We start from the raw sequence: 12,232 nt of genomic DNA, 5'->3' as shown, positions 1-12,232 counted from the left end.
CGTTGCGGCCGGCGACCGGGCCGCAACAACGCCCGGTCGAGCACACTGCGACCGGCGCCCGCGATCGATCGGAAGCACGTCTCTCACCGATGAAAAAAACGTCCGACCGCTTCGCGTCCCGAACGCATGTCGCGCCTGTGCTCGCCCGACGATGCGGTTCGCACAACCCGGGCCCCGACACACAGCCACGACCGGGAAATCAGGCACGTTTGCTCAATAATTCACGCCGCCTGCCGTTAATGGATTAACAGGCATCAATCAAAATAAATCCCGCCAGCCATCCACTCCATTCAAATAAATTTCAATTGATCGATAAGAGGCCAATTCCCCTCTCTTATCGTCGAATTGAACATTTCCGCCACCAAACCCCCGCCCCATAAGGCTTTCCAGCCTCACCACCGTTTCATTGCTCATACGAAACCAGTTATTTCGACAGCAATTCAATTACATTACACAAAATTACACAGATCAAATAATTGCCGTCGCTAGGATCGTCTTCAAACAAGAATCGGCGCAGTTCGACCATCGCGCTCGCACCCGCCGCACAAGCGGGAACGCGGTCGGCCGGGTTGACGCCGTGAGGTGCCAGGGAGGCATCGCGCAGTCGCACGACTGCATTTACTCACCAGCTCGTTACGGGGATCGAACATGGGCTATCAACAGGGTTTGAGCGGGTTGGCCGGCGCGGCGAACCATCTCGACGTGATCGGCAACAACATCGCGAACGCAAACACGGTTGGCTTCAAGCAGGGTCGCGCGAACTTCGCCGACATGTATGCGAACTCGGTCGCGACGTCGACCAACACGCAGATCGGCATCGGCACGCGGCTCACGTCGGTGCAGCAACAATTCGGCCAGGGGACGATCAACACGACGAAGTCGTCGCTCGACATCGCGATCAACGGCAACGGCTTCTTCCAGATGTCGAACAACGGCGTGACGACGTACTCGCGTGACGGCGTATTCCACCGCGACAAGAGCGGCGCCATCGTCGACGCGCAGAACCGCAACCTGATGGGCTATGCGGCCGGCCCGGGCGGCGCCATCAACACCGCGGCGACCGTGCCGCTGCAGGCGCCGACCAACAACATCTCGCCGCAGGCGTCGACGAAGATTACCGGCCAGTACAACCTGAACTCGCAGGACAAGGTGCCGGCCAAGACGCCGTTCAACGCGGGCGACAACAGCACGTACAACTACAACTCGTCGATCCAGGTGTACGACACGCTCGGCGGCGCGCAACAGGTCTCGATGTATTTCACGAAGAACGCGGCCGGCACCTGGCAGGCGTACGCGGGCGTGCAGGGCCAGACGCCGACGAATCTCGGCACCGTCACGTTCGACGCATCGGGCCGGATCAACTCGACCACGTCGGCCGCAACCGGCCAGCCGACGCCGAGTCTCGGCCAGTTCGCGTTCTCGATCCCCAACGCGTCGGGCGGCGCCAATCCGCAGAACCTGACGCTCGACCTGGGCGGCACGACGCAGTTCGGCGGGAAAAGCGGCGTGACCAATCTCGCGCAGGACGGCTTCGCGAGCGGCACGCTGACGACGTTCTCGATCGGCGCCGACGGCAAGCTCACCGGCAATTACTCGAACGGCCAGAGCGCGGTACTCGGCCTGATCGCGCTCGCGAACTTCAACAACCCGAACGGGCTCGAGAACATCGGCGGCAATCAGTATGTGGAAACCGCCGCATCGGGTGTGCCGCAGATCTCCGCGCCGGGCAGCACGAACCACGGCACGCTGCAGGGGAGCGCACTGGAAAACTCGAACGTCGACCTGACGACCGAGCTCGTGAACCTGATCAAGGCGCAACGCGATTACCAGGCCAACGCGCAGACGATCAAGACGCAGCAGACCGTCGACCAGACGCTCCTGAACATGCGCTGACCCGCGCATGAAAAACGCGCCGCGCCAGCCTTGACATCGTCAAGGCCGACGCGGCGCGCAATCTTGTGCACCGCGGCCCGCGTCTCGCGGGCCGGACACGCAACTTCTTACTTGTCGAGCAGGATGCGCAGCATGCGGCGCAGCGGCTCGGCCGCGCCCCACAGCAGCTGGTCGCCGACCGTGAACGCCGACAGGTATTCACCGCCCATCGCGAGCTTGCGCAGGCGGCCGACCGGCACCGTCAGCGTGCCCGTGACGTTCGCCGGCGACAGGTCGCGCATCGACGCTTCACGCTCGTTCGGCACGACCTTCACCCAGTCGTTCGCCGATGCGAGGATGCCGTTGATCTCGTCGAGCGGCACATCCTTGTTCAGCTTGATCGTCAGCGCCTGCGAGTGGCAGCGCATTGCGCCGATCCGCACGCACAGGCCGTCGACCGGAATCGAACCCGGCTCGCCCATGGCCGGCTTGCCGAGGATCTTGTTGGTTTCCGCTCCGCCCTTCCACTCTTCCTTCGACATCCCGTTGCCGAGATCCTTGTCGATCCACGGGATCAGCGAGCCGGCGAGCGGCACGCCGAAGTTGCTCGTCGGCATTGCATCGCTGTTCATCGCGGCCAGCACGCGGCGGTCGATGTCGAGAATCGCGGAAGCCGGATCGGCGAGCTGTTCCTTCACCGCGCCGTTCAGCGTGCCCATCTGCGACAGCAGCTCGCGCATGTTCTGCGCGCCCGCGCCCGATGCGGCCTGGTAGGTCATCGCCGTCATCCAGTCGACGAGGTTCTCGCGGAACAGGCCGCCGAGTGCCATCAGCATCAGGCTGACCGTGCAGTTGCCGCCGATGAAGTTCTTCTGGCCCTTGACGAGCGCGTCCTTGATCACGTCGAGGTTGACCGGATCGAGGATGATGACCGCGTCGTCCTTCATCCGCAGCGACGATGCCGCATCGATCCAGTAGCCGTTCCAGCCGGCCGCGCGCAGCTTCGGGAACACGTCATTCGTGTAGTCGCCGCCCTGGCACGTGATGATCACGTCGCACTTCTTCAGCTCGTCGACGTTGGTCGCGTCCTTGAGCGTAGTCTCGTTTTTCGCGAACGACGGCGCTTTGCCGCCCGTGTTGCTGGTGCTGAAAAACACCGGTTCGATCAGGTCGAAATCGCCCTCTTCCTGCATGCGCTGCATCAGGACGCTGCCGACCATGCCGCGCCAACCTACGAGACCTACGTTCATGACTAACCCTTTGATGGAGCTTCCCCGCCATTCCGTCCCCGGTGTGACCGCGCGGGGAAATAGGCGGGCACGACGGACGATCAGCGTTTAATGATCGTTTTCGTGGTAATGGTTTTCGTGATGACGATGGCGCGCGCACCCGCACGGGCTGTGTTGCCGTGGAGTTTCAAGACCGGGGAGATCAGGGAAATAAGCGCCATCGTTCGAGTCTACACAAAGCCGGTGGCCCGCACAACGGCCAACCGCATGCGAACCGGCCGATTTCGCGGCCCGTTCGCACCCTTTCTACATGATTGCGTTACAGCGCCGCGCGCACCGCGTCGCCCATCGCCGTCGTGCCGACCTGCTTGCAGCCCGGCGTCGCGATGTCGCCCGTACGGTAGCCCTGTTCGAGCACCGTTTTCACCGCGCGCTCGATGCGATCGGCCTGCTCGGCGCGATTCAGCGAGTAGCGCAGCATCATCGCGGCCGACAGGATCGTCGCGAGCGGGTTGGCGATGCCCTTGCCCGCGATGTCCGGCGCCGAACCGTGCGACGGCTCGTACAGGCCCTTGTTGTTCTTGTCGAGCGACGCCGACGGCAGCATGCCGATCGAGCCCGTCAGCATCGACGCTTCATCCGACAGGATGTCGCCGAACATGTTGCCGGTGACGATCACGTCGAACTGCTTCGGCGCCTTCGCGAGCTGCATCGCCGCGTTGTCGACGTACATGTGCGACAGCTCGACGTCCGCGTATTCCTTCGACACGTCGATCATGATGTCGCGCCAGAACTGCGACGTCTCGAGCACGTTCGCCTTGTCGACCGACAGCAGCTTCTTCGCGCGCTTGCGGGCCGCCTGGAACGCGACGTGCGCGATGCGGCGCACTTCCGGCTCCGAATAGCGCATCGTGTCGAAGCCTTCGCGCTCGCCGGCGAACAGGCCGTCCGGTGCAGCGCGCACGCCGCGCGGCTGGCCGAAGTAGATGTCGCCGTTCAGTTCGCGCACGATCAGGATGTCGAGGCCCGCGACCAGCTCGGGCTTCAGCGGCGATGCATCGACGAGCTGCGGATAGCAGATTGCCGGGCGGAAGTTCGCGAACAGCTCGAGGTGCTTGCGCAGCCCGAGGATCGCCTGCTCCGGGCGCAGCGCGCGCTCGAGCGAGTCGTACTTCCAGTCGCCCACGGCGCCGAACAGGATCGCATCGGCTTCCTTCGCGAGCTTCAGCGTCGCGTCCGGCAGCGGATGGCCGCTTGCCTCGTAGCCCGCGCCGCCGACCGGCGCCTGTTCGAGTTCGAACTTCTCGTCGAGTGCGTTCAACACCTTTACGGCTTCATTGACGATTTCCGGACCGATGCCGTCGCCGGGCAGCACTGCAATCTTCATGCGAAATTCCTGACTGGGTAGGTTTTTATGGAGGCAGGCCGGCGAACGCGCCGCCGGCGCGCCCGCCCGAAAGGTGCTGTCAGCCGACCAGCTTGGTGTTGAGCCACGGCTGCTTCACGAGGCGCTCGGCCTCGAACTGGCGGATCTTGTCCGCGTGGCGCAGCGTGAGGCCGATGTCGTCGAAGCCGTTCAGCAGGCAGTACTTGCGGAACGCGGCGATCTCGAACGGATACTCGCGGCCGTCGCCCGTACGCACGACCTGCGCGTCGAGGTCGACCGTCACCTCGAAGCCGTTGAACGCGACTGTCTCGTTGAACAGGTGATCGACCTGCTGCTCGGTCAGCACGATCGGCAGCAGGCCGTTCTTGTAGCAGTTGTTGAAGAAAATATCAGCGAAGCTCGGCGCGATGATCGCGCGGAAGCCGTACTGCTGCAGCGCCCACGGCGCGTGCTCGCGCGAGCTGCCGCAGCCGAAGTTCTTGCGCGCGAGCAGCACGGATGCGCCCTGGTAGCGCGGCTGGTTCAGCACGAAGTCGGGATTCAGCGGACGCTTCGAGTTGTCCTGGCCCGGCTCGCCGTGGTCGAGATAACGCCACTCGTCGAACGCGTTCGGGCCGAAGCCCGTGCGCTTGATCGATTTCAGGAACTGCTTCGGGATGATCGCGTCGGTGTCGACGTTTTCGCGATCGAGCGGCGCCACGACGCCGGTATGCACTGTGAATTTTTCCATGATCCGTCTATCCGGTTGAAGGGCCGGCGTTCAGCCGGCGCACATCGACAAATTCTCGGTGGGGGACGTCACTCCGCCGCGCGCTTCAGCGCGCTGCCGGCGGCGTTGACGTCCTGCCCGAAGCCCTGGACGGTATTGCAGCCCGCGAGGCCGAAGCCCAGCCCTGCGAGCGCCAGCGCGGCAACCAGCCGCGCCACGCGTTTCGATGCCGTCACGCGTTACCCCAGCTGGCGAATGTCGACGAAGTGGCCTTCGATCGCCGCGGCTGCCGCCATCGCGGGGCTCACGAGGTGCGTACGACCGCCCGCACCCTGCCGGCCTTCGAAGTTGCGGTTCGACGTCGACGCGCAGCGCTCGCCCGGATCCAGCCGGTCGGCATTCATCGCGAGGCACATCGAGCAGCCCGGCTCGCGCCATTCGAAGCCGGCATCCGTGAACACCTTGTCGAGCCCTTCACGTTCGGCCTGCGCCTTCACGAGGCCCGAGCCCGGCACGACCATCGCGAGCCGCACGTTCGACGCGACGCGACGGTTCAGCTTCTTCACGACATACGCGGCTGCGCGGATGTCTTCGATTCGCGCGTTGGTGCACGAGCCGATGAAGATCTTGTCGACCTTGATCGATTCGATCGGCGTGTTCGGCTCGAGCGCCATGTAGGCCAGCGCACGCTCCATCGCGTCGCGCTTGACCGGATCCTTCTCGCGCTCGGGATCGGGCACGCGACCGTCGATCGACGTGACCATTTCCGGCGACGTGCCCCACGTGACCTGCGGGACGATCTCGGCTGCGTTCAGCTCGACCACGCGATCGAACTGCGCGCCTTCGTCCGACTTGAACTGGCGCCAGTATTCGACAGCCTGGTTCCATTCCGCGCCGGTCGGCACGAACGGACGGCCCTTCAGGTAGTCGATCGTCGTATCGTCGACGGCAACCATGCCTGCGCGCGCACCGGCCTCGATCGCCATGTTGCAGACGGTCATGCGGCCTTCCATCGTCAGCGCGCGGATCGTCGAGCCGCCGAATTCAATCGCGTAGCCCGTGCCGCCGGCCGTGCCGATCTTGCCGATGATCGCGAGCACGATGTCCTTCGCGGTACAGCCGCGCGGCAGCGTGCCCTCGACCTTCACGAGCATGTTCTTGCTCTTCTTCTGCAGCAGGGTTTGCGTCGCGAGCACGTGCTCGACTTCCGACGTGCCGATGCCGTGCGCGAGCGCGCCGAATGCGCCGTGCGTCGACGTATGCGAATCGCCGCACACGATCGTCATGCCCGGCAGCGTCGCGCCCTGCTCCGGCCCGATGATGTGGACGATGCCCTGGCGCACGTCGTTCATCTTGAACTGCGTGATGCCGAACGCATCGCAGTTCGCGTCGAGCGTGTCGACCTGCAGTTTCGAGACGGGATCGGCGATGCCGTGGCTGCGATCGGTGGTCGGCACGTTGTGGTCCGACACGGCCAGGTTCGCGCTGATGCGCCACACCGGACGCTGCGCCATCTTCAGCCCTTCGAACGCCTGCGGGCTCGTGACTTCATGCAGCAGCTGACGGTCGATATAGAGCAGCGTCGTGCCGTCTTCCTCGGTGTGGACCACGTGGGTGTTCCACAGTTTGTCGTAGAGAGTCTGTGCCATGGGTATGCGGGGTCGTTGTGACTACAAGCCTTACGGATGCGGTCGATTATGCCACGCAGAACGCACCACGGCGCAGGCCGGATGCGAAAAAACCCATTAAAAACAGTGGTTTGGCTGGTAGTGCCAATACCTGTATCGGCATTACCCGGCAAACGGGGCACGCGGGATCCGGCGCAGCGCGATGGCGAATCGCGTATCGCGCCACCGGGATCGCGCGCGCCGATGCCTCGCGGCTTCAGCCGTTCGGGTACTCGCGAGCGATCAGGTCGAGCCGCAGCATGCCGAGCTGCACGCCCGCGTTGCTCAGCAGGTAGAGATCGCGCCGTCGCAAAGCCGGCATCAGCGCCGACGTGTCGTAGAGCGACGGCAACGCGAGGCCGGCCGGCACCGCAGCCTGCATCCCTGCCGCAGTCGACACGCGCACGGCGATCGATGCCTGATCGGAATGCGTGACGACGCCGACCTTGCCGAGCGCCGCGGCCGAGCCGGCCTGCTTGACGATCGCGGCGGCCACGCCATCGGGCGTCGGTATCGGGCTGCCGGCAGCCAGGGCCGGGGTCGCGATCGACGTCACGCCGGCCGTCAGCCCGTATTTCGACGCGAGCACGCTCGCGACTTCCTGCTGCGCATGGATCGGCACCGAGACTTTCTGTCGAAGCTGGAACACCGCGTCGGCGATCGCCTCGTTCACGGGGCCAGGTACCGGCGTGGTGCCGGATGTCGCGGCACGACTGCCGAAGCCGAACGCGACAATCGTGTTGATGCCGGCAGCGTCGACGGTCGGCGGCGTCCACGAGAAAAACGTGTCGAACAGGTAGCCGGTTTCGTCGGTGGCGGTCGCGCGATCGTTCAGTTCGTTCGTCAGCTTGCCGAGCATCTGGCGCTGCAATTCCGCATCGGAAACGGGGGCGTCGCTCGCGAACGCGGGAGCAACGGACGCGCACGAGGCGGCGAGCAATGAAGTGGAAGCCAGGAAATGGCGGCGGGTCGTCATGGTCATGGGATTCGAAATGGGGAGCGGAAGGCGTCAGCCCTTCGGGAACGCCTGCATCGTCGCGGTCATCGCGCGGCCAAGCATCTGCGCATACATGTCGTGCACGAGATAGAGGCTGCGGTTGCGCGTCCACGGCTGGCCCGATTGCGGGTCGTACATCGTCGGCAACGACACCTCGGCCACCGCGGCGGCCTTCATGCCCGCCTGCTGCGAGGTCTGGATACAGCGCTTCGCATGATCGCGATGGCCGACCACCGCGACCGTACCCATTGCGGCGGCGCCACCCGCGCGCGACACGGCTACGGCCGCGACGCCGGCCGTGCTCAGGTACACGATCGAGCCGTCGCTCGCGATCACCGGCTCGACCGACGACAGCACGTCGGCACCCATTCCGTACTTCGACACGAGAAAGCGCGCGATCTCCCACTGCGCGTAGACCTTGACCGGTTTCAGCTGGCGAATGCGGTACACGGCGTCCGCGAGCGCTTCGTTGACGGGCCCCGGGTCGGGCAGCGCGGACTGATTGCCGCCGGTGCTCGACGTGTTGCCGCTTGCCGCGTTCGGGCGATTGCCGAAGCTGTACGCGACGATCGCGCCGATCTGCGCGGCGGGCACCGTCGGCAGGTCCCACGTGAAGCCGACATCGGTCAGCGCCGGCACGATCGCGTTGACCGTCGCCGCATCGCCGAGCTGCGCATTGAGCTTCGCGGACATCTGCGCGGCCAGCGCCGCATCGGTGACAGGTGCCGACGTGACGTCGTCGCCGCCGCATGCGCTCAGCAGCGGCGCCACGGCGACCGCGGGTGCGGCAGCAAGGAATTTTCTGCGTAAAGAAGCCGACGGATTCCGATTCATGAGAAATACGAAATGATGCGAGCAACGCCGGCAGCCAGCCACGGCGTTGCAAATCGCGGGTTCACGGGAAATGACAACCTGACGCGTCGCGCGGTCGGACGATGGATGCCACCGTCGACGCTCGAATCGAATCGCTGCGCATCGGTCGATCGACGATGCGGGATCGTAGTGGGCGTTTATTAAATCGTGGTGAACCTGTCGATCGAATACGCACGATCGTCACGCCGTTTCATCGATGGACGCGTATGTTTCATCCATGGCGAGCGCGTGCGTCCGTTGTTTCATCGGTGGCGAGCGACGTGATTCGCGAGCATCGTCGCGCACTGAACGTCGCGCCTCTGATTTCGAGATACGATGGCGCAACGCGCATGCCCACGTCCCCACGATCCGGATCCGGAGCCCCCGCCATGAAGCTCGGCCTGAACGAATCGCTCGCCCGCCTCGACAACGAAGGCACGCTGTTCACGACGCTGTTTCACCACGGCACGCTCGACATCGAGCTGTACCGGCCGCGCGTCGAGGACCACCAGAAGCCGCATGCGCGCGACGAGGTCTACGCGATCGCCACCGGTACGTCGCGCTTCGTCGTCGACGGACGCGAATGCGAAGTCGCGGCCGGCGACGTGCTGTTCGTCCCGGCACACGCCGAGCACCGCTTCGTCGGCTTCTCCGACGACTTCTCGACGTGGGTGTTCTTCTACGGCCCCGAAGGCGGCGAGCGCAACGCGTAGCGCGCGGCGCCCGCGGCACTTTTCCTGCGATCGCCTAGACTGTCTATTCGCAACGGGTGACACCCGACGCGCGGCCACACTGTCGTCACGATGCCTGTGGCAGCCGGTTCAACGAACGGGAAAACAGCATGCGATACGAACTGTATTACTGGCCCGAGATCCAGGGCCGAGGCGAGTATGTGCGGCTCGCGCTCGAAGCGGCCGAAGCCGACTATGTCGACGTCGCGCGCGAATCGGGGCGCGGCATGGGCGTATCGGCAATGATGCGCATGATGGACAGCACGAAGGCGGAATGCGTGCCGTTCGCGCCGCCGTTCCTGAAAGCCGGCGACCTGGTCGTCGGGCAGACCGCGAACATCCTGCTGTTTCTCGGCACGCGGCTCGGGCTCGCGCCGGATGACGAAGCCGGCCGGCTGTGGGTGCACCAGCTTCAGTTGACCGTCGCCGATTTCGTCACCGAGATTCACGACACGCACCATCCGATCGCAAGCGGCCTCTACTACGAGGATCAGCAGGCGGAAGCCGCCGAGCGCGCGGCCGATTTTCTCGCCAACCGGCTGCCGAAATTCCTCGGTTACTTCGAGCGTGTGCTCGAACAGAATCCGCACAAGAGCGGCTACCTCGCCGGCCACGCACTCAGCTATGCGGACCTGTCGATGTTCCAGTTGATCGAGGGCCTGCGCTACGCGTTTCCGAAAGCGATGAAGCGCGCGGAGCGGAAAATCGCGGCGCTGGTTGCACTGCACGACCGCGTCGCACTGCATCCGCCTGTCGCGCTCTATCTCGAGTCGGAGCGCCGCATCCCGTTCAACGACATGGGCATCTTCCGGCACTATCCGGAACTGGACAAGTAACGCCGAAGCGGCATCCGCGCTGCTTCATGCACGGCGGAAGATGCGCCCGCTCACGCGACGACAGGTGTTTCGTGCAGATGGCGCCACACGATCAGGCCATCCGCCTCGCGCCGGAACACGACCGTCGAGCGCCGCACCGTGCGCCGCCCTTGCGCGTCGGTCTGCGTCTCGCGATAGCCGATCGTCGCGCCATCGGACCACACGGCAAGCCCGCGCAATTCGTCGATCTCGATCGCCAGCCCCGGGCGCGCGCCGTGCCCGTGTGAAAACAACGCATCGACGCCCGAGTAATCGAGCACCGTGCCCGACATCGCGATCATCGAAAATCCCGGCGAGAAACGCGCCATCAGCGTCGCGAGCCGCTCGGGGCCGGCACGGCCGGACAACCAGCACTCGATATCGGCAATGGTGTCGACGACTTCCTTGAAATACGGATTCGGCAAATTCATCAGGTTCTCAGGTTCTCAGGAGTGGGATGAAACGGGCTGCGCGACTGGCGCAGGGTGCGCGGGAAGCCGCGCGATCAGGCCGAGCGGCAGCAACGTCAGCAGGACCGCCAGCCCGAAGCACCAGCGGTACGGTGCGAGTGACGGGCCGCCCGCAGTGAATGCCAGCAACGCATTGAGTGCGCTGCCGAGCACGGCCACGCCGACGCAAAAGCTCAACTGGCGGTTGATGTTCCACAGCGCGCTCGCGTCGCCCATCCGGTCGGCCGGCACGTCGACGAACGCCGCGCTTTGCGACGTGCTCGTGCACAGGCTCGCGCCGAACCCCATCGCCGCGAACGCCGCGATGCGCACGGCTTCGACGCTGGCCCACGGCGTCGCGAGCAGTGCGATGCCGACACAATCGATCGCGATCCCGCACGCGAACAACGGCTTCGCGCCATGGCGCGGAAAGCAGCGGCGCGTGGTCGCGATCGCGAAGAACGCCGCGATCGCCCACGGCAGCATCAGCGCGCCGGCATGCGCGGCGCTCAATCCGAGCGCGTTCTGCAGATAGAGCGACGCGACGAGGTTGACGCCCGTAAAGACGCCCGGCACGCACAGATAGACCACCACGCCGATCCGCAGCAGCGGCTGTGTGAGCAGGCGCAGGTCGACCACCGGCGCGACGGCCCGACGCGCATGCGCCGCATAGCCGGCGCCTGCTGCTACCGCGACGGCCAGCATCGCGAGCGGGAATGCCGCGCCCCCGGGCTGCCCCGCAGCGGTCAGCCCGAGCAGCAGCGCGACGAGCGCCACCGCACTCAGTCCGAACCCCGGCCAGTCGAGCCGTGGTGGCCGGTCGCGCGCGCCGTCACGCGGCAGCCAGGTGAACGCGAGCGCACCGGTCGCGGCCGCGATCGGCAACATCGCGAAGAAGATCGCGCGCCACGACCCGCGATCGACGATGGCCCCGCCGATCGCCGGGGACAACGCGGGTACGAGCAGCGCAACCATCATCACGACCGACGTGAGCCGCGCCCGTGCCTGCGGCGGATACGCGCGATAGGCCATGGTCTGCCCGACCGGGATCAGCAGTCCGCCGCCGAGCCCCTGGACCAGCCGCCACGCGAGCAGCGCGTCGATCGACGGCGACGCGCCGACGCCGGCGCTGCCGAGCCCGAACAGCAGCAACGATGCGGCGAACACGCGCCGCTCGCCGCAGCGGCGCGCGAGCCACGTGCCGAACGGAATCACGACGGTCAGGCCGAGCACATATGTGTTGCCGACCCACGCAAGCTGCGCGACCGACGCATGCAGCTCGCGCTGCAGCGCCGGATACGCGGCGTTCAGCATGAACATGTTCGCGAGATCGATCGCGAAACCGAGCAGGTAGACGGCGGCGATTCTGGAACGGTCGGACATGGCGGCGGAAACATCACGAAACGCCGCAGTGTAGAAGCCGGCTCGCCCATCGGTAAGCGGCCGGATTCGACGAGTCTCGTCGAATTTTTTTGACAATCGGAT

General features: G+C 65.3%; 12 protein-coding genes. 3 read left to right on the top strand and 9 right to left on the bottom strand.

Annotated elements, in window-relative coordinates:
• Window positions 1-648 precede the first annotated feature (648 nt).
• Window positions 649-1,893 (top strand): flagellar hook protein FlgE, encoded by a 1,245-nt coding sequence (flgE, locus tag BDI24065_RS13480; RefSeq protein WP_175031683.1) that lies wholly within the window; start codon window positions 649-651, stop codon window positions 1,891-1,893.
• A 107-nt stretch (window positions 1,894-2,000) separates the two neighbouring features.
• On the opposite strand, the gene asd is transcribed toward flgE, so the two are convergent.
• The 7 genes from asd to BDI24065_RS13445 all read right to left on the bottom strand — a co-directional run bounded on the left by asd (window position 2,001) and on the right by BDI24065_RS13445 (window position 8,695).
• A complete protein-coding gene (gene asd, locus BDI24065_RS13475) occupies window positions 2,001-3,122 on the bottom strand; it encodes an aspartate-semialdehyde dehydrogenase (RefSeq protein WP_174978881.1) in 1,122 nt (373 codons plus the stop codon).
• A gap of 298 nt (window positions 3,123-3,420) precedes the next feature.
• Window positions 3,421-4,488, bottom strand: a complete 1,068-nt coding sequence (gene leuB, locus BDI24065_RS13470) for a 3-isopropylmalate dehydrogenase (RefSeq protein WP_175031682.1) — start codon at window positions 4,486-4,488, stop codon at window positions 3,421-3,423.
• A 79-nt stretch (window positions 4,489-4,567) separates the two neighbouring features.
• Window positions 4,568-5,218 (bottom strand): 3-isopropylmalate dehydratase small subunit, encoded by a 651-nt coding sequence (gene leuD / locus BDI24065_RS13465; RefSeq protein ID WP_039358292.1) that lies wholly within the window; start codon window positions 5,216-5,218, stop codon window positions 4,568-4,570.
• A 68-nt stretch (window positions 5,219-5,286) separates the two neighbouring features.
• Complete coding sequence (locus tag BDI24065_RS13460) at window positions 5,287-5,433, bottom strand: entericidin A/B family lipoprotein (protein ID WP_175031681.1); 147 nt, start codon at window positions 5,431-5,433, stop codon at window positions 5,287-5,289.
• A 3-nt stretch (window positions 5,434-5,436) separates the two neighbouring features.
• Window positions 5,437-6,846 carry a 3-isopropylmalate dehydratase large subunit gene (leuC, locus tag BDI24065_RS13455; protein WP_175031680.1) on the bottom strand — a complete coding sequence of 470 codons (1,410 nt, stop codon included), beginning with the start codon at window positions 6,844-6,846 and terminating at the stop codon, window positions 5,437-5,439.
• Window positions 6,847-7,081: 235 nt separating this feature from the next.
• On the bottom strand, window positions 7,082-7,840 hold the full coding sequence (locus tag BDI24065_RS13450) for a Tat pathway signal protein (RefSeq protein ID WP_175031750.1): 759 nt from the start codon (window positions 7,838-7,840) through the stop codon (window positions 7,082-7,084).
• 33 nt (window positions 7,841-7,873) lie between these two features.
• Window positions 7,874-8,695, bottom strand: coding sequence for a hypothetical protein (locus BDI24065_RS13445; RefSeq protein ID WP_175031679.1), 822 nt, complete (start codon window positions 8,693-8,695; stop codon window positions 7,874-7,876).
• A gap of 407 nt (window positions 8,696-9,102) precedes the next feature.
• On the opposite strand from BDI24065_RS13445, the gene BDI24065_RS13440 reads away from it, so the two are divergent.
• Both BDI24065_RS13440 and BDI24065_RS13435 read left to right on the top strand, forming a co-directional pair.
• On the top strand, window positions 9,103-9,426 hold the full coding sequence (locus BDI24065_RS13440; protein WP_175031678.1) for a cupin domain-containing protein: 324 nt from the start codon (window positions 9,103-9,105) through the stop codon (window positions 9,424-9,426).
• A gap of 128 nt (window positions 9,427-9,554) precedes the next feature.
• Window positions 9,555-10,280 (top strand): glutathione S-transferase, encoded by a 726-nt coding sequence (locus BDI24065_RS13435; RefSeq protein WP_175031677.1) that lies wholly within the window; start codon window positions 9,555-9,557, stop codon window positions 10,278-10,280.
• A gap of 50 nt (window positions 10,281-10,330) precedes the next feature.
• On the opposite strand, the gene BDI24065_RS13430 is transcribed toward BDI24065_RS13435, so the two are convergent.
• Both BDI24065_RS13430 and BDI24065_RS13425 read right to left on the bottom strand, forming a co-directional pair.
• Window positions 10,331-10,729: a DUF4440 domain-containing protein gene (locus BDI24065_RS13430; protein ID WP_175031676.1), complete on the bottom strand. Its 399-nt coding sequence runs from the start codon at window positions 10,727-10,729 to the stop codon at window positions 10,331-10,333.
• A 15-nt stretch (window positions 10,730-10,744) separates the two neighbouring features.
• Window positions 10,745-12,130: an MFS transporter gene (locus BDI24065_RS13425; RefSeq protein WP_175031675.1), complete on the bottom strand. Its 1,386-nt coding sequence runs from the start codon at window positions 12,128-12,130 to the stop codon at window positions 10,745-10,747.
• Between the last annotated feature and the right edge of the window lie 102 nt (window positions 12,131-12,232).

Origin of the sequence: Burkholderia lata (genome assembly GCF_902499025.1) — a bacterium.
In the GTDB taxonomy this organism is placed as follows: domain Bacteria; phylum Pseudomonadota; class Gammaproteobacteria; order Burkholderiales; family Burkholderiaceae; genus Burkholderia; species Burkholderia lata_C.
Note: the sequence above shows the minus strand (reverse complement) of the source record. Positions and strands in the feature narration are given on the sequence as shown.